Origin of the sequence: Novipirellula caenicola (genome assembly GCF_039545035.1) — a bacterium.
GTDB lineage: Bacteria > Planctomycetota > Planctomycetia > Pirellulales > Pirellulaceae > Novipirellula > Novipirellula caenicola.
In genome coordinates this window covers 255021-272236 of the sequence record NZ_BAABRO010000008.1, presented here as the reverse complement: position 1 = coordinate 272236, position 17216 = coordinate 255021, and the positions used below count along the sequence as shown (strand labels likewise).

Genomic DNA, 17216 nt, shown 5'->3' with positions numbered 1-17216 from the left:
TAAACAATGGAAAGATCTCGCTAAACTGTGGGAACTGCGGTGACGCAACCGTAAACAACGTTTATACTTATCCCCCTTAGACCTATGATTCTTGTCTCCCTTATTCCCTCCCGTCGGAGTGCCCCATGTCGGGCGTGACCCTCAAGATTCTGCACGGCGCCGATCGCGGAAAGGTGTATGAAAACTTGCACCCACCGCTGACGGTCGGTCGCGAAGAAGGCAACGACATCCAGCTCAATGACGAGCGAGTCAGCCGCTGTCACTTCAAGGTCCAACGTGACAACGAACGCTTGGTGTTGACCGATTTGGACAGCACCAACGGAACGAAAGTCAACGGCACCGAGTGCCAACTGAAGATCTTGCGACACGGCGACCTGATTGCGTTGGGGCGCAGTTTGATCTTGGTCGGTTCCGAAGAACAGATCGCCGCGCGGTTGGCTGCCATGGGCGGCGACAACCCAACCGTCAGCCGCGACATGGCGTCGTCGGAAAGTTCGATTGCACTGGAGTTGAATCAAGAACCCAAATCGCCTTATCCTGCCGAGTTGGTGCAAATCCTCGAAGTCCCTTCGATTCCCGATGGATTGTCGCCAGGCCAAAAAGCACAACTCTGTGAGATCCTTGATTACCTTCAATCACGACTTCACAAGTTGATTGACGCAGCCAAGACAAACGAAAGCAACGACGAGGTCGTGTTGTCGTTCGCCGCTTGGCAACGACTGTTGGATGCCCAAGCCAAATTGGCAACCATGGGACGCAAGATCGCGGACCCCGATTGGCCCAACTGATTCAAACAACGCCGCAGCACACCGTCAACTCACGGTGACACCGACCGACTCGCGTTGAACCATCGCCGACTCGCGACGCAACAGGCTGCTTAGAAAAAATCGGCTGCCGGTCGGATCAAGCAGTTGTCGCGATCGACAACATCAACATCGCTCGCCGCCCCAAACTCGTGACCTGCCAACCGCTCACGCTCTCGGGTGAAACGCTTGGTGAACCTTCTTTAATCGCGAGTGTTCTACGTGCGTATAGATTTGAGTGGTCTGGATGCTGGCGTGGCCTAACATCTCTTGAACCAAACGCAAATCGGCGCCTCCGGCCAACAGATGAGTGGCGAAGCTATGCCGCAAACTGTGGGGGCTGATCGACGGATCGATGCCGACTCGCTTGGCATAAAATTTGACAAGCCGCCACAACTGGATGCGGTCCAGTGCTCGGCCACTGCGTGAGAGAAAAAGTTCCTCCGGCGGATGCGGACTCTTCTCCGCTAACTTGCCTCGCAATTCTTCGCAGTAGCGAGTGATCGCCGCGATCGCTCGCGAACCGATTGGCACGACGCGTTGCTTGCCCCCTTTTCCTTCGCACTTCAAGAACTTTTCACCGAGCGACATGTCCCGCACACGGATCGAACAGACTTCCGAAGCACGACATCCGGTCGCGTACAGGACTTCCAACATCGCCACGTCACGCTGCCAATAAACATCCGCTTTCCGCGGTGACGACAAAAATCGTTCGACTTGCTGAGCCGACAAAACGCCGGGAATCCGTTGCCACATCTTCTGAGTGACAATTAATTCGGCGGGATTGCTCTGCACGATCCCTTCAAGCTGCAAGTACTTGAAGAAAGTCCGAACGGCTACCACGTTACGGGCGATCGAAGCCGGAGCGAGTTCGGCTTCGTGAAGTTCACCGATGTAGGACGACAAATCGCTAATCGAAATTTGGTTCAGCGCTCCGGTGCCAAGCCAAGTCGCAAATCGCTGGATGTCGCGACCGTAAGCGGCGATTGTGTTGGCCGCCAAGTGACATTCGCTACGCAGGTAGTCAAGAAACTCGTTGCAAACCGTTTCGGTTGCCCGATTCGACTTGGGCGGCGGCCCCGCCTTCTGTAGCAACTCGAGCTTGGTAGGTCGTTTTGCCAAGGCATTCTCTCGAAGGTGATTAGGCGAAAAATCGGCTTTTAGGTTGTCGTCATGACGGGGCTCACGACCGGCAGCCCGGCTGGTTCTGCGAATGAAATGTGAAAGTCGATTTTTGGGTGACGGGATGGACCGATGACAGGCTGGAAGCCTATCCCACCTATCGAAGCCTCTCCCACAGCTATGGCATTGGCAGAATCTACAAATTACCCTTATCCTGATTCGACACACGACACGGTCGCTCTTGGACACCGCTGGTAATCTTGCTCGAATTTGCCTTGCTGTACGTCCGACCATTCCAACTGTTTTAGAAAGTACGATTGCCATGAATGTTATGGTGGTAGGTGGCGCGGGATATATCGGTTCTCACGCGGTGCGGTTGCTGCTAGATGCCGGTCACACGGTCACCGTGTATGACAATCTCTCGCGAGGCCACGCCGCCTCGGTCCCCGAGGGCATGTTGGTCCAAGGAGAATTGTCCGACCGAACCAAAGTCGTGCAGACGCTTCGCGAGAAAAAAATCGACGCGGTGATGCACTTTGCCGCCTTCGCGTTGGTCAACGAATCGGTCAACGATCCGGCACTCTACTACCGCAACAATGTGATCGACGCGGTCGAACTGCTCGATGCCATGCGTGAAGCCGATGTGAAGAAAATTGTGTTCAGCAGCACCACCGCGACGTACGGAGAACCCGACACCGTCCCGATCCCGGAAACGACGCCTCAGAATCCGATCAATCCCTATGGATTCACCAAAATGGTGTTCGAACATGCGTTGGCGGATTATGCGGCAGCGTACGGCTTCGGCTATGCGGCACTTCGCTACTTCAATGCCGCCGGAGCACGTCCCGACGGTTCGATCGGTGAGGATCACGATCCGGAAACCCACCTGATTCCAATCGTGCTACAGGTCGCCTTGGGACAACGCGATGCGATCACCATTTTTGGCGACGATTATGCGACCGCCGATGGCACCTGTGTGCGTGACTACATCCACGTTGACGATCTCGGGGCCGCACATTTGCTAGCACTCGACAAAATCGAACTTGGCAAAGGTTTGTGTGTGAACTTGGGCACCGGTCGTGGGACGAGTGTTCGCGAGATCATCGAGGCATGTCGTGAAGTCACGGGGCATCCGATTCCCGAAAAGATGGGACCACGCCGCACCGGAGACCCTTCGGAGCTGATCGCTGACGCCCGCCTAGCCAAAGAAAAACTCGGCTGGCAACCCAAATACATGGACGTCAAATCGATCGTCGAAACCGCTTGGAAATGGCACCAAGCCCATCCAAACGGGTACGAAAAATAAGAACACGCGGACGAAGCCGGCAGGCAGGAATTGTTGGGTGAAATCCCGCTAGCCGCGTGGGCGAAGGCTGCGAAGCGTTTGCTGCTAGCAAATGACAAAGTCTGCGTTCTGCAGCATGGAATTTGCGTTCTGCAGCTACGCTCGCCAGACGGCCGATAGCTGCCGTCGCGTATGATCCACCACCTTCTGGCGAAGGTAGCTACCCGAAAAAAGGGCTGCCGACCGGTACTAGATACCTTCTTTTTCGATTTTTAAGACTTTGGCCAAGCGTCGAGCGTGTCGATCTTCGGGCTCGTATTGAGCGGCCAGGAACGCCTGGACGATCTCGAAGGCCAATTCCGAGCCAATGATCCGGCCGCCGATACAGAGCACGTTCATATCATCGTGCTCGACGCCTTGGTGGGCCGAGTAGGTATCGTGGCAGATCGACGCTCGAATTCCGTGAATCTTGTTGGCTGCGACGCTGACGCCCACTCCGCTGCCACAGACCATGATCCCTTTGTCGGCTCGGCCGGCGAGGATTTCTTTGGCCACGGCGATCGCGAAATCGGGGTAATCACAGCTCGCTTCGCTGTTGGTGCCACAATCGATCAACGCGGTGACCTGGTCGCCAAAACGCTCGACGATCATCTTTTTCAGGGGAAAACCAGCGTGATCGCCACCAATGGCGACTCGCAGAGGGAGTGATTCAGTCATTTGATTTCAGAATTGACGATCTCGAAACGAGCATTCTCGATGCTTTCAGCAGGCCATCTCGATGCTTTGAACAGGCCATTTGATACCGTGGGGAAGCCAAAATGGCAACGGATCAGCATTTTTCATCGTGAAACTACGGGTAAAGCTGTTGTGACGTTTTTGTCGCTTTGTTAGGTTACGCGACTAGGCGCTTGACGATGTGTCAAGCTAAGAGACAAATTAACCACTCTAACCCCCCCCGAACTTTGGACGGGTGCATGTCTCGCACCGCAGGTCCAAGGCTCAATTGGTATCAATTTTCATGGTCAACCGTAACCTCATCCGCAATCTCGAAGACGACGACATTCTAGCCGAATTGGCTCTGCTAGTCCCTGCAGACCAAGCCGAAGAATTGCTTTTTGAAGCCCTGGCAGCGGAACAACAAGATTATGCCCAGGGAAAACTTGTCGACGGCCGAATCGTTGAAATCAACGATGAATGGGCGTTGATCGACGTCGGATTCAAGAGCGAAGGCACCGTCAGTCTCGATGAGTGGGGCGGCGATGAAGAGCCACCCAAGGTGGGGGACACCGTCAAGGTTCTCATCGAAGAGATGGAGGACGAACTCGGGGCGGCCGACGATCCTTACGGCATGATCTCGCTGAGCAAGCGCAAAGCGGAAAAGATTATCGAGTGGGAAGACATGATGGACAAGGTTGCCGAGGGCCAAGTGGTCACCGGTACCGTTGTTCGCAAGATCAAGGGTGGTTTGTTGGTCGAGTTGGGCGTGATCCACGTCTTCCTGCCAGGCAGCCAAGTCGACATCCGACGCCCTGGCGACATCGGCGATTTCATTGGCCGCGTGATCCAAGCCGAAGTGCTGAAGATCGACGACATGCGTCGCAACATCGTGATCAGCCGTCGTTCGTTGATCGAACGTCAACGCGAAGAAGATCGCGCGTACTTGATGAAAGAACTCGAAGTCGGCCAGATCCGCAAAGGGGTTGTCAAGAACATCGCCGACTTCGGTGCGTTCGTCGACCTGGGCGGTATCGACGGTTTGCTTCACATCACCGACATGGCTTGGGAGCGAATTGGTCACCCCACCGAAATGGTTTCGATCGACCAAGAAATCGAAGTCAAGGTGCTGCACATCGACCGCGAAAAGCAAAAGATTGCTCTCGGTTTGAAGCAGAAGGACCGCAACCCGTGGGAAAACATCGAAGAGAAGTACCCGGTCAACAGCGATCACAAGGGCGAAGTCGTCAACGTGATGAGCTACGGTGCGTTCGTCAAACTCGAACCCGGCATCGAAGGCTTGGTGCACATCAGCGAAATGAGCTGGACCAAGCGAGTCAATCATCCAAGCGAATTGGTCAACATCGGCGACGAAATCGATGTCAAGATCTTGGGTGTCGACCCCGCCGGCCAACAGTTGTCGCTCGGTATGAAGCAAACTCAGAAGAATCCTTGGGACGAAGTGCTCGAGCGTTATCCTGAGGGAACCGATGTCACCGGTAAGGTGCGTAACTTGACCAACTACGGTGCGTTCATCGAGCTGGAAGAAGGCATCGACGGTCTGCTTCACGTCAGCGACATGTCGTGGACTCGCAAGATCGGTCACCCGAGCGAAATGCTCGAGAAGGGCCAAGAGATTGCTTGCCGCGTCTTGAGCGTCGACGAAGAGCGTCGCCGTATCGCACTGGGACTGAAACAGCTCGATAACGACCCATGGGATGGCGACATTCCTGACAAGTACCAACCAGGCCAATTGGTCAAGGGTAAGGTCACCAAGATCACCAACTTCGGCGTCTTCATCAGCCTCGAAGACGGACTCGAAGGCCTGCTGCACATCAGCGAATTGGCTGAGCAAAAGGTCGAAGATCCCGAAGAAGTGGTCAAGGTCGGCGACGACATCGAAGTCAAGGTCCTGCGAGTCGACACCGACGAACGCAAGATCGGTCTGTCGCTCAAACGAGTCGAATGGGGCGAAGAGCAAGAGCGTGCTGCGGCCGCTGCCGAAGCAGCCGAGAACCAAGTCCCTGCGTCGTCGGTCGAAGGCGAGCTGAAGGGTGGTCTAGGCAGTGCCGGTCCTCTCTTCCCACCAAGCAACGAAGAGTAAGCTCTCGACCGCTTGCGGTGAACAACAAGACAAACGGCGGACTTTCGAGTCCGCCGTTTTTTTATGCGCCCTCGCCATTTCTCAATGGAGTTGACACGAAAAAAGACGTTGCCACTTGGTGGCAACGCCCTTTCGTTTCGTTCGGAGAAATCATCACTCCAAGCGTAAGCCTTGAAGCCGAGCTACTGCATTTTCTCTAGCAAATCATAATCCGACGCGTGAGCGAGGGACCGAGTCATGATCGAGATTCCCTCGCTTACGCTTTGGGTTGTGAAGAACGCACAACTTCAAAGCGAGCAACCGAGGGACTCGAAACCAAACGTTTCGTAACGTCTATTTACTTTGCAGCAGCGTAACGATCGGCAACGGCGTCCCAATCGACAACGTTCCAGAATGCGGAAATGTAGTCGGGGCGACGGTTTTGGTAGTTCAGGTAATATGCATGCTCCCAAACGTCCAATCCAAGGATGGGCGTGCCGCCGATTCCGGCAACCGATTGGCCCATCAACGGGTTGTCTTGGTTCGCGGTGCTGCCGATCTTTAGCTCGCCACCTTCGACGTAAAGCCAAGCCCATCCGCTACCGAAACGCGTTGCTGCCGCGTTGCCGAACTGTTCTTTCATTGCATCGAACGAACCGAAGGCCTTGTCGATCGCCGTGGCCAAATCGCCCGACGGGTTGCCACCCTTGTTTGGTCCCATCACGGTCCAGAACAACGAGTGATTTGCGTGTCCGCCACCGTTGTTGCGAACCGCGCCCCGCTTGGCCTCGGGAACAGCGGAGAGATCCGAAATCAAATCTTCGATCGACTTGCTTTCCAAATCGGTACCCGCGATCGCATCGTTCACCTTCGTGATGTAGGCCTGGTGATGCTTGGTGTGATGGATTTCCATCGTCTTCGCGTCGATATGAGGCGTCAGTGCATCGTACGCGTAAGGCAGTGCAGGCAATGTGTAAGCCATGGCCAAATTTGCTCCGTTTTAGGGTCGAAATAATAGACTTCTCGCTACCCTGAAACGATAACGCCCGAGCCAAGTGAGGGAAATAACCCCTTGATTCGATAAACCGAAACGCAGCGAATTACGATCCATCGGGATCTGAAACGATTTCGCCCATCAAATAGCTTTTCAAGCTCGAAACGAGCTGGACGATACACGGTTTCAGTGCTCGGTTACGGCGGTCACGATTCCGGATAGGCCGGATCGTCACGTGGACCTTTGTTCCGCCCCAATTTCGCACCGCAGGGATCACCGAATCGCTTCGTTTTTGTTCGCTGAGGGTCAGCTGGGCATTCAGCACCATCTGATGATCAACTCGTCGCCGGCCCCCGGTGGTACAGACCGCATTGACTTTGATCGAAACTTGATTTTCGGTGACATGAATCACTTCGGCATCGTGATCGGCGATAAAGCCGCGAAGCTTTTCGATGGCCAACGCGGTTGGAACCGGCGTCAGAATGTCGAACTCGCTGTTCTTCTCAAGCTCACTGGTATCGAACCACGCGAACCAACCCCGCTTGGTCGTTTCCGGCGACTCGTCGGCTCGGTTACCCGAACCAAGCTGAATCACTCGATTGCGTCCATTGTCCTTGGCTTTCAAAAGCGCCCGATCGGATCGCGCCAAGATCGTTTCGGCGGTATCGCCTGCCTGATATTCCGTCACGCCAAAACTAGCGGTGACTGCTTCGTTGCCAAGACTTGGCAGCGGCGTCTGCTCGAGCGCCGCGCGAATCACTTCGGCACGTTTGGTGGTGGTCGCGTTGTCACAATTATTCGCGATCAACAAAAATTCTTCGCCACCATAACGGGCCACCAAATCGCCATCACGTGAATGACTTTCCAAAATCTCGGCGAAACGGATTAACGCTTCATCGCCTGCCGGATGGCCATGCACGTCGTTGACTCGTTTGAAGTGATCAATGTCACAGATGATCAAACTGAATGTTGGACCGCCCGCCTTGGCCCGCGACGTCAATGACGCGAGTTGTTCGTCGAAATAGGCTCGATTGGCAATCCCGGTCAAAGGATCACGAGTGACTTGTTGGTGAAGCGAATCAAGCTTTTCGAGCATGTCGGCTTCGTTTGAGACATCGCGAATTACGATCACCGTTCCCAAACACCCCGGCTCGGTCCCGGTCACCGGCGCCACATGAACATGCACAGGCGTCGAGATGCCGCCGGGTTGTTCGATGACCATTTTTCGCTGGATGGAACTCGACGATCGAAGACATTGCGTGACGATACAGGCGCCTTGCTGACGCGACGAATCGCTCTCGCGCAAACGAACAATTTCGTTGCTCCACTGTTTGCCTTGGATCGCGTCACAGGAGATTCCCGTCAGATGCTGCATGGCATCATTCCAACGGGTGATCGTCCCTTCGCTGTCAGTAAACACCACTCCGTCTTTGAGTCTGCCGACGAGTGAATTCAAAAACAGTTCGTCTTGGCCTGCCGCGGTGACGACTCCCGCATGCTTGTGGTTGGAACCGGAATTCCAAATGGATAACTCCGAGTCGTTTTGTAGTTGCTTGAGCCAACGATCCACCACCACGCCTTGTAGTAGTTCGGGCCGGTCTTCGAGCATGTTGCTGAAATCAAGCACCAATTCGGGATCAAATTGGGTGCCACTGGCTTTGGCCAATTCTTGGATCGCGCGTTCGCGGCTGAGCGCACTGCGATAAACGTGATCGGTCGTCATCGCATCGAATGCATCTGCGATCGCCAACATGCGTGATCCGAGCGGCAACGCGTCACCGCGTAGACCGTCATCATGACGCCGACCGTCAAACCACGTATTGGCATGCAACACGATGTCAAGCAATTCGTTGTCGTGGGTGCAGCCGCGTAAGATCTCGACCCCCAAACGCGGGCAACAATCCATCGTCAATTGTTCTTCGACTGTCAACTTGCCAGGTTTTCGCAGCACGCGATCGGGAATGCCAATTTTGCCCAGATCATGCAGCAGTGCAGCCACTTCGATACGGTCTCGTAGCGAGTCATCGAGTCCCAAGCGGTGGGCCCATGCCAAACACGACAACGCGACTCGCAGCGAATGCGCCGCGGTGGCGACATGTTTCGCCCGCAGCGAAAAGAATAATGAACTAGCGATCCCCAGCCGGACCATCGCCAATTGGCTCTCGAACTTGTCCTCGATCGACGGCGACACACGCCGCTCGTCACTGATCGGCGATGCCTCCTGCAAACTGGCAAGCAGCTGTTCGAGCTGTTGATTCTTGCTGGCCAAATCCAATGGCTCGACTGCCGTCACCGGAGCCGCGGCAGGGTCAACAGATGCAGATACAGAGAGGGGCTGGTTCATGCGGTGAAACCGTCAGGTCGAGAGAACAAGATCGCTGCGAGTTGAAACATAGGTTAGGAAACGGAGCAAAGCCAAACAAAATCGCTGACTTCCACCTTTGCCAAATCCTCAATAAAGACGAAGAAAAACCGCTTCCCCTCACTCGGGACGCGCCCTCCGAACCATCGGGGGAATGCCGCGTGCCCCGGCAAACCTCACCGACAGACGCCCTCGCTAGCTGCGGCAAAATCGATCGCCCGAACTGAGGGATTTCCCCACGGAATCCTTCGGCTTTCCGAATCCAGGAAACCAGACTCCCCTTGGTTGCCCTCCCCGCACGACGCAGAAGTGACATCACTCCGACACACTACAACCGGCACCACCGCTGCATCCGGCAAAATTTGACGACAATCTCGAGTTGGAGGGAAAGTTCGCTGGGCGTTCATGCTGCCTGCATCCCACATTTCATCGAACTCATCTCATTCGCCTGCGACGACACCAACGCAGGAACCAACCATGAGATCCTTCTGCCCAACGTCGACGCTTCCCCCATTGAACGATCCACAAGCTGTGACATCGACCAAGCCCGAAACTCCCGCTAGCTTTGCAGCCGATTCGCTTGCGATTGGAATGTTGGTCGTGCTAGCGATGACGATCATTCAGCGGTCACTCGGATTTCTCCGAAGTATCTGGTTCTGCCGATTGATGGACGATGCTGTCGTCGGCCAATGGGCAATGGCATTCGATTTCATCACGATGGCAACGCCGGTGATGTTGTTTGGTATGCCCGGATCGCTGCCAAGGTATGTGGAAACGTATCGGCAACAGGGACATCTACGTTCACTGGTGCGGCGACTGCTGATCGCGACTGTCGCGTGCACGGGGATCTTTATGGTCGGTTTGACTGTGGCACCGGATTGGTTTGGATGGCTGATCTTTCTAGAGTCCGACAATAGCCAATTGACGTACAGCGTTGCCGTCGGCGTGATCTCGATCATCGCATTCAACTTTGTTCATCAATTGGTTTCCTCGCTTCGCCAAGTTCGCGTGGCATCGATGATGCAGTTCGTGCAGAGTGTTGCATTCACATTGATCGGAGTGGGATGGCTTATCCGCGGCGGCGGATTAGCGGGACTGATCCTCAGTTTTGCCGCCGCGTCACTGATCGCGATTCTGCCTGGTGGTTGGACGCTGGCCAAAGGATGGCGGGGATTACCACGCAGCGAAACTCGCTTTGACGCTCCATCGATGTGGCGACGTTTGCTGCCGTATGCGATCGCGTTGTGGGTGATGAACTTATTGAGCAATCTTTTTGAGATGTCCGATCGCTACATGATTTTGCACTTCACCAGCGGAGGCGAACAAATGGGACAAGCCGCCGTGGGGCAGTACCACAGTGGCCGTATTTTTCCCGTGTTGTTGATGAGTTTGGCCAGCATGATTGCGGGTGTTCTGATGCCATACCTTGCCGCCGACTGGGAATCGGGTCGTCGTGAAGCGGTGGTCGATCGAATCCGCAAAGTCCTCGCGGCGCTGTCGATTGTCTTTACACTCGGTGCGGCAGCGACGCTATGGATCGCTCCATGGTTGTTTGCCAATCTGCTGCAAAATCGCTACGCAGACGGGCTGGCGCTGATGCCGATGGCGTTTGTGTTTTATATCTGGGCATCGCTCGTGATGATCGGGCAAGACTATTTGTGGGTAGCCGAGCGAGGCAGATTAGTCGGCATCGCGATCGCCGTCGGCTTGACGCTGAATCTGATCCTCAATGCGACGTTGTTGCCGATATTGGGGTTGCAAGGCGCTGTGATCGCGACGCTGTGTGCGCACGCCACCGTGATGATTGGAATCGGGATGGCGATGGCGTGGTGCGGATTCGAGTTTGATTTGACGTTGATCTCGATCAGTCTTCTGCCCGCCAGCCTGATGCTGGGACCGGTGGTGGCGGTCGCGAGCGTTTGCACGGTGATCCTGGTCAGCCCGAAGATCAAACGATGGATCGTCGAAGGCATCGAACCGCTTGCCGCAAAATTCGGTCGCCCGGCAACGATGTGGTCCTAACCCGACGGCACGGACGGATCGCCGAAAGGGCCAATTGCGGAATGGGCAAACTGCGGAATGGGGCCACCGAACCCGCCCCCGCCGAATGCGTGCAACGAATTCAGAATCACTGAATTTGCCGCGACTTTTCCGCTGACCTGCCACCTCGCTTGAATTCTTGGTAGGCTACGCGGCATGAATTTCCTTAGCCACGCATTGCCCTACTTTGACCAGCCACTGAAGGCAGCCGGGACGGCGGTTCCAGATTGGTTGAGTGTGGTGGATCGCAAGATTCGGGCACGGCGGCGGCATGCCATGTTGTGGACCGCAGACGAGGATCCCGATGTCCGCGACGTTGCGCGGGGGATCGTTCAGCATGTCGACGATGACCAATGGTTTCACGCGACCCAAGCGTTTGTCGAAACCAACATGACGCTGGCGATCCAACTACGCGATCTGCTACCGGGCGACGCCGGATTTCGGCCGACGTTTGTCGGCCATATTTTGATTGAAATTCTGCTTGATTCCTTTTGGATTCGTGACGATCCCACCATCGTTGACCGCTACTATGGCTTGCTAAGCGATCTGTCGTCCGAGAAAATCCAGGCCTGTGTCAACAAAATCACTGGCAAACCCACCGAACAATTGGCATCGGCGATCGATCGATTTATCGAATTGCGGTTCTTGTACGACTACCTCGACAATGACAAACTCTTGTTTCGGCTGAATCAAGTGATGAGCCGTGTTGGACTTGCGGCTTTACCCCCGCAAGTTGGCCGATGGCTCTCGCAAGCGTCCACGTTGGTCGAGTCGCGACGAACACAATTATTGACACCACCGACAGGCGAGTCCCCTTTCCCCACGCTTCAAACCTCTAACTCGATAGGCAAACAATGAAATACGGCATGAACCTCCTTTTGTGGTCCGGTGAAGTCACCGACGAACTGATGCCTGTTTGCGAACAACTCAAAGCGGCTGGCTACGACGGCGTCGAGCTACCGATGTTCAACATCGACCTCGACTATGCAGCGATCGGCAAAAAGTTGGACGACATCGGTTTGGCTCGCACTGCCGTCACGATTCGCGGTGAAGAGGACAACCCGATTTCACCCGACGCCAGCGTGCGTGCCAAAGGCATCGAGTTGACGAAGAAGACGCTGGACTGCTGTGCAGCGGCAGGCGTGGAAACGTTGGTCGGCCCCTACCACTCGGCGATCGGCGTGTTCAGCGGCGCTGGTCCTACCGAAGACGAATGGAAGTGGGGCGTCGAAAGCATGCGTGCGGTCGCCGAACATGCAGGCAACGTTGGCGTGAAATTGGGCGTCGAGGCGCTGAACCGTTTTGAATGTTATTTCCTTAACTGCCATGCCGACTCGGCTCGTTTTGTTCGCGAAGTCGACCATCCCGCTTGCGGCATGATGTACGACACGTTCCACAGCAACATCGAAGAAAAGGGGATCAAGGACGCGGTCAAGGTCGGTGGCGACAAACTGTTCCACATCCACATCAGCGAAAACGATCGTGGCACCCCTGGCGATGGTCATGTTCACTGGGACGATAACTTTGACGCGATCGCTGAAATGGGCTACGACGGCTGGATGGTCATCGAAGCGTTCGGATTGGCCCTTCCCGAAATTGCTGCCGCCACCAAGATTTGGCGACGCATGTTCAAGGATGAAATCACCTTGGCCACGGAAGGCTTAAAATTCATGAAGACCGAAGTCGAGAAACGCAAGTAATCCGATGAGCAACGCCTCCGCTGATCTCGTGCTGTTCCTGTCCGGCGATTTGATGTTCGCATCCCGCGTGCGTGGTGCGGCAGCCAACGCCGAGTTGCAATTTAAGTTCAGCGGAAATTTGCCCGCTGGCGATCTCGATTCGGTGGCCTACGTGATCATCGACTTGTCAACGCGTAGCAAGTTGATTCCCGACGTGGTGGCGGAGATTGCGTCCCGCTGCCCTGCGGCAAAGGTCATTGCCTACGGGCCTCATGTCCAAGTCAACCAGCTCAACGCGGCCCGCGCGGCTGGCGTGTCGACGGTGATGACACGAGGCCAATTCGACGCGGCACTGCCAAGCTTGTTTGTGGGATAGGATTCCAGTAGCGAAAGTCGCGAAGACTTTCGTCCACCATATCCCCCCGAAAACCTTGGTGTGTCTCGTTTGCGAAAAGGCCATTCTGCAACGAAAGTCTTGACGACTTTCGCTACGGTCAATCCTTAGGTCGACCGCTGGTAGATCGCCGTTAACAGCGACTCGGTGTCTTTGAACTTCTTCTTGCCCGCGATTGCTTCGTCGATCAATCGCCGTGCATCGGCTTCGGTGTGCCCCAGCGTGATCAGGGCATCAAACGTCTCGCTGATCACTTCGCTGCCCGCTTCAGGCGTTTCACCGATCGACCCTGGATCGACCATCAAGGCAAAGCGAGGCATCTTGCGGCGAAGCTTGGCAATGATTCGCTCGCTCGTTGCCGGACCTACGCCAGGAAGTGCTGAGAGCGACTTGGCGTCTTGTTGTTCAATCAGCACTGCCAATTCCTTGACCGGACGCACCATCGCCCGTAACGCTTTCTTGACGCCCACTCCGTCGACACTGCAAAACAGGTCAAAAAATTGGCGTTCCGGTTCCGACAGAAACCCGATCAAGCGTGGTGTCAAACGTCCGCCTTGGGCCGCGTTGCCCTCGATGTACTGCAGCGTATGCAGTCGCGCCTCGTCACCGATCTTGCCTTGCAATTGACGCCGAGTGAAATCGGCAACAAAGACCTCGTATTCAAACGGGGCCGATTCAATCACCACCGAGGCCTCGCCGACGCGAACCAATTTTCCTGTAATCGTGACGATCAACAGACTGCATCCTACAAATACGTGTTATTAAAAAGTGGGATCGAACATGTAGTGGAGGTTGCTAAACCTCCCTCACCGCCGGGCTCTTTAGCAAGACCTGCTGCGTGGATTCAGGGATCTTTAACAAGATCCACTACATGGATTGGGATCTTTAGCAAGATCCACTACGCTTCCGCTTGTTCTTCTACTTCACCAACTTGTCGAGTGGCGTGTTGATGCCCAGGTGATGGCCACATAACGCGATCGCCAATGCGTCGGCGACGTCCGCCGGCTCAGGCAAGTTCGCTAACCGCAGCTGCAACTTCACCGCCAATTGCATTTGGTGCTTTGGCGCTCGACCGTTTCCGGTCAACACCTTCTTTACCCGCGTGGGTTCAAAGTGTCCCACCGGAATTCCTGCTTCGCCGGCCGCCAAACAGATCACGCCGCGAGCGTGTCCCATCAAGATTGCCGTTCGCGGTCGCTCGTAATGCGAAAACAACTGCTCAAGCGCCATCATCTCGGGGCTCAACGCCTCGATCACTTCTTTGACGCCGGTGTAAAGCTCTTGCAGACGCATCTGCAACGGATCCTTGGCACGGCTACGGATGACCCCGGCTTCGCACAACTTGATCGTCGTGCCATGAACCTCGATCACCCCATACCCAGTGGTATTCAAACCGGGGTCAATGCCTAGAATCCGCCGTCCTGATACGCCGCCTTTGATCACGAGCTGCGTTCCCAGCTGGTGCCTTCCTTCTTGTCCAGCAGCGCGACACCAAGCTCGCTTAGTCGATCACGAATCGCATCGCCGGTGGCATAGTCCTTCCGCTCGCGTGCTTCTTTTCGCAAATCGATCAACAAGCGAATCACGCTGTCCAGCAGCGCCTCGTCACCTTCGTTGCCACCGGATTGTGGCGGCGCTTTGACAAAAATGCCAAGCACGGCGGTCAATTCGCGAACGATTTTGACGGCAGCGACCAGCGAAGCGACGGCCGGTGATTCCTTGTCACTGTTCGCATCAAGTTTGTTTTCGTCGATGAAACGATTCATCAAACGCAGCGTATCAAACAACACGCTGATCGCGGCACCAGTATTGAAATCGTCATCCATCGCGGCCAAAAACTTTTGCCGCACGCCGTGCATTTCGACAAGCAATGCGTCTTTGCCAGGATCAAATTCACCTTCGGCCCGTGATGCCGGCGGCTGCAAATCGTAAACCGATTGGCCGCTGATCTCGGCGAAACGATCAAAGAATCGATAGAACGCTTCGAGCGACGTGCCGGCTTCTTGCAGGCCTTCTTCGCCATACACGATGGTCGAACGATAATGGGTGCGGAGCAGAAAGAACCGGATGCGTTCCCCGGTGTGACGGCGAATCAGATCCGACAATCCGCCCGCTCCCTTGCTGCGGCTGATCTTGCCCGCCGCGGCATCTTCATTTGATTCTTCGCGATCGCTCTTGCCGCCGACTTTGCCTTTTTCACCGGCTCGCATCAGCCCATTGTGCATCCAATACTTGACCATGGGTGCATCGTGGCAGCATCCGCTTTGTGCCCGTTCGTTTTCGTGATGCGGGAACATCAAATCCAAGCCACCGCCGTGGATGTCGAAGGTATCGCCGAGGATCTCGTGGCTCATCGCCGAGCATTCGATATGCCACCCGGGTCGCCCTTTGCCCCAGGGGCTGTCCCAAGCGATCGATTGGCCTTTGGCGTTTTTCCAAAGAGCAAAATCGCCTGACGATTTTTTCTTCGCCGCCGCTTCGCCCCCTTCGCCTTGTTGGGCATCGACGCTGCGATTGGAAAGTTGGCCGTAGTTCGGGTCCTTCATCACGTCAAAGAAGACATCGCCATCGACTTCATAGGCGTGCCCTTTGGCGATCAACGCTTCGATGAAGCGAATGATTTGCGGCATGTGGTCGGTCGCCCGCGGCAGATAGTCGATCTGGTTGACGCCCAACTCACGCAGATTCGACAAGTAATCGGCGGTCATTTCGACCGCGATTTGGCTCATCGGGATCCCTCGCTCGCGGCTTTTCGCGATCAATTTGTCGTCAACGTCGGTGATATTGACGACCCAAGTGACGTCATAGCCGCTGTAGCGTAGGTAGCGTTTGACCGTGTCAAAAATGACGGGGCCGACCATGTGGCCGATATGTGACTCGGCATACACCGTTGGGCCACACAAATAGATGCCGACCTTGGGAGGGTTGATTGGCTGAAAGATTTCCTTGGTTTTGCTCAGCGTATTGTAAATTTTGATCGGTGGCTTCGTCTCCGAAGCTCCCGTTACGCTGGTGGATGCGGTAGCAGTGCTCATCGAAATAGTTCTGGGAAAATGACTTTCAGGGGTGCAAACGATTCCGACGCAGAATCGAACTTCGTGGAATCGGGGAATTATAGAGACAGATGCCGATCAAGTAGAGGGCGATTTATGATTCCCGTGTGCTGTACACCAGCACGACGACACGGGCTGCGATCGCCGTCGATCCGCCGATCGCGCCGATCCCTTCGCCGGTCTTGGCTTTGATCCCCACCCGGTCGACCGAGATATCCAACAACTGGGCGATCGTTTCCCGCATCTCGTCCAAATGAGGTGCCATTTTGGGGCGTTCTGCCAAGATCACGCAGTCGAGATTGACGATCTCCATGCCATAATGACGGACCCGGCGGAGCGCCTCGTGCAGGAAATCGCTGCTGTCGCGGTCCCGATTCTCCTCGGCATTGTCGGGAAACAAACGCCCAATGTCCGGCTCGGCAACCGAACCCAATAACGCGTCCGTGATCGCATGCAGCAATACATCGGCATCGCTATGGCCGATCGCATGCACTTCGGCCGGAATATCCATCGCGCCGATCCGCAGCGGCCCTCCATTTCCAAGACGGTGGGAATCGTACCCCAATCCAATACGAATCGCAGGAATCGGTGTGCTCATGTGGGAAAAACTCCAGAGAGGGGATGGTGGGGGAGATCGACAATAGAGGAAAAAAATGAGCCGAAAACGGGGCAAAGTCGCGATATCCC

The 17216-nt window shown here is 55.3% G+C and carries 15 protein-coding genes; 7 read left to right on the top strand and 8 right to left on the bottom strand.

Going from position 1 to position 17216, the window contains the following annotated elements; genetic code table 11:
- Nucleotides 1-125 precede the first annotated feature (125 nt).
- Nucleotides 126-788, top strand: coding sequence for an FHA domain-containing protein (locus tag ABEA92_RS17200; RefSeq protein ID WP_345685071.1), 663 nt, complete (start codon nt 126-128; stop codon nt 786-788).
- A 183-nt stretch (nt 789-971) separates the two neighbouring features.
- Here the strand turns inward: ABEA92_RS17200 and xerD are convergent, their stop codons facing one another.
- Nucleotides 972-1925, bottom strand: a complete 954-nt coding sequence (xerD, locus tag ABEA92_RS17195) for a site-specific tyrosine recombinase XerD (RefSeq protein ID WP_345685070.1) — start codon at nt 1923-1925, stop codon at nt 972-974.
- Between the two features lie 322 nt (nt 1926-2247).
- Between xerD and galE the strand changes: the two genes are divergently transcribed.
- The gene (gene galE, locus ABEA92_RS17190) at nt 2248-3231 is read left to right on the top strand and encodes a UDP-glucose 4-epimerase GalE (protein ID WP_345685069.1); all 984 of its coding nucleotides are present in this window, start codon (nt 2248-2250) and stop codon (nt 3229-3231) included.
- Between the two features lie 228 nt (nt 3232-3459).
- On the opposite strand, the gene rpiB is transcribed toward galE, so the two are convergent.
- A complete protein-coding gene (gene rpiB, locus ABEA92_RS17185) occupies nt 3460-3927 on the bottom strand; it encodes a ribose 5-phosphate isomerase B (protein WP_345685068.1) in 468 nt (155 codons plus the stop codon).
- A gap of 301 nt (nt 3928-4228) precedes the next feature.
- On the opposite strand from rpiB, the gene ABEA92_RS17180 reads away from it, so the two are divergent.
- Complete coding sequence (locus tag ABEA92_RS17180; RefSeq protein WP_008709486.1) at nt 4229-6028, top strand: 30S ribosomal protein S1; 1800 nt, start codon at nt 4229-4231, stop codon at nt 6026-6028.
- Nucleotides 6029-6365: 337 nt separating this feature from the next.
- Here the strand turns inward: ABEA92_RS17180 and ABEA92_RS17175 are convergent, their stop codons facing one another.
- Nucleotides 6366-6989: a superoxide dismutase gene (locus ABEA92_RS17175; RefSeq protein WP_345685067.1), complete on the bottom strand. Its 624-nt coding sequence runs from the start codon at nt 6987-6989 to the stop codon at nt 6366-6368.
- A 118-nt stretch (nt 6990-7107) separates the two neighbouring features.
- Nucleotides 7108-9345: a sensor domain-containing diguanylate cyclase/phosphohydrolase gene (locus tag ABEA92_RS17170; protein WP_345685066.1), complete on the bottom strand. Its 2238-nt coding sequence runs from the start codon at nt 9343-9345 to the stop codon at nt 7108-7110.
- A 495-nt stretch (nt 9346-9840) separates the two neighbouring features.
- Between ABEA92_RS17170 and ABEA92_RS17165 the strand changes: the two genes are divergently transcribed.
- The 4 genes from ABEA92_RS17165 to ABEA92_RS17150 all read left to right on the top strand — a co-directional run bounded on the left by ABEA92_RS17165 (nt 9841) and on the right by ABEA92_RS17150 (nt 13458).
- Entirely contained in the window at nt 9841-11385 is a 1545-nt protein-coding gene (locus ABEA92_RS17165; RefSeq protein WP_345685065.1) for a lipopolysaccharide biosynthesis protein, read from the top strand.
- 174 nt (nt 11386-11559) lie between these two features.
- Nucleotides 11560-12261: a hypothetical protein gene (locus ABEA92_RS17160; RefSeq protein WP_345685064.1), complete on the top strand. Its 702-nt coding sequence runs from the start codon at nt 11560-11562 to the stop codon at nt 12259-12261.
- Nucleotides 12258-13103 (top strand): sugar phosphate isomerase/epimerase family protein, encoded by an 846-nt coding sequence (locus tag ABEA92_RS17155; RefSeq protein ID WP_345685063.1) that lies wholly within the window; start codon nt 12258-12260, stop codon nt 13101-13103. Before ABEA92_RS17160 ends, ABEA92_RS17155 begins: the two co-directional genes overlap by 4 nt.
- A 4-nt stretch (nt 13104-13107) precedes the next feature.
- Nucleotides 13108-13458, top strand: a complete 351-nt coding sequence (locus ABEA92_RS17150) for a histidine kinase (RefSeq protein WP_345685062.1) — start codon at nt 13108-13110, stop codon at nt 13456-13458.
- Between the two features lie 125 nt (nt 13459-13583).
- On the opposite strand, the gene ruvA is transcribed toward ABEA92_RS17150, so the two are convergent.
- From ruvA to ispF, 4 genes are all read right to left on the bottom strand, one after another.
- Entirely contained in the window at nt 13584-14210 is a 627-nt protein-coding gene (gene ruvA / locus ABEA92_RS17145; protein WP_345685061.1) for a Holliday junction branch migration protein RuvA, read from the bottom strand.
- Between the two features lie 184 nt (nt 14211-14394).
- The gene (gene ruvC, locus ABEA92_RS17140) at nt 14395-14919 is read right to left on the bottom strand and encodes a crossover junction endodeoxyribonuclease RuvC (protein WP_345685060.1); all 525 of its coding nucleotides are present in this window, start codon (nt 14917-14919) and stop codon (nt 14395-14397) included.
- On the bottom strand, nt 14916-16511 hold the full coding sequence (cysS, locus tag ABEA92_RS17135) for a cysteine--tRNA ligase (protein WP_345685059.1): 1596 nt from the start codon (nt 16509-16511) through the stop codon (nt 14916-14918). The genes ruvC and cysS overlap by 4 nt, the downstream gene beginning before the upstream one ends.
- Nucleotides 16512-16623: 112 nt before the next feature.
- Complete coding sequence (ispF, locus tag ABEA92_RS17130) at nt 16624-17127, bottom strand: 2-C-methyl-D-erythritol 2,4-cyclodiphosphate synthase (protein ID WP_345685058.1); 504 nt, start codon at nt 17125-17127, stop codon at nt 16624-16626.
- Nucleotides 17128-17216: the final 89 nt, after the last annotated feature.

Bases quoted from the DNA above. Each gene is read 5' to 3' on its own strand.
- ispF (WP_345685058.1), bottom strand. From the start codon at position 17,127: ATGAGCACACCGATTCCTGCGATTCGTATTGGATTGGGGTACGATTCC.
- ABEA92_RS17165 (WP_345685065.1), top strand. From the start codon at position 9,841: ATGAGATCCTTCTGCCCAACGTCGACGCTTCCCCCATTGAACGATCCA.
- rpiB (WP_345685068.1), bottom strand. From the start codon at position 3,927: ATGACTGAATCACTCCCTCTGCGAGTCGCCATTGGTGGCGATCACGCT.
- ABEA92_RS17155 (WP_345685063.1), top strand. From the start codon at position 12,258: ATGAAATACGGCATGAACCTCCTTTTGTGGTCCGGTGAAGTCACCGAC.
- ABEA92_RS17175 (WP_345685067.1), bottom strand. From the start codon at position 6,989: ATGGCTTACACATTGCCTGCACTGCCTTACGCGTACGATGCACTGACG.
- ABEA92_RS17150 (WP_345685062.1), top strand. From the start codon at position 13,108: ATGAGCAACGCCTCCGCTGATCTCGTGCTGTTCCTGTCCGGCGATTTG.
- ABEA92_RS17170 (WP_345685066.1), bottom strand. From the start codon at position 9,345: ATGAACCAGCCCCTCTCTGTATCTGCATCTGTTGACCCTGCCGCGGCT.
- ABEA92_RS17180 (WP_008709486.1), top strand. From the start codon at position 4,229: ATGGTCAACCGTAACCTCATCCGCAATCTCGAAGACGACGACATTCTA.
- ABEA92_RS17160 (WP_345685064.1), top strand. From the start codon at position 11,560: ATGAATTTCCTTAGCCACGCATTGCCCTACTTTGACCAGCCACTGAAG.
- ABEA92_RS17200 (WP_345685071.1), top strand. From the start codon at position 126: ATGTCGGGCGTGACCCTCAAGATTCTGCACGGCGCCGATCGCGGAAAG.
- cysS (WP_345685059.1), bottom strand. From the start codon at position 16,511: ATGAGCACTGCTACCGCATCCACCAGCGTAACGGGAGCTTCGGAGACG.
- galE (WP_345685069.1), top strand. From the start codon at position 2,248: ATGAATGTTATGGTGGTAGGTGGCGCGGGATATATCGGTTCTCACGCG.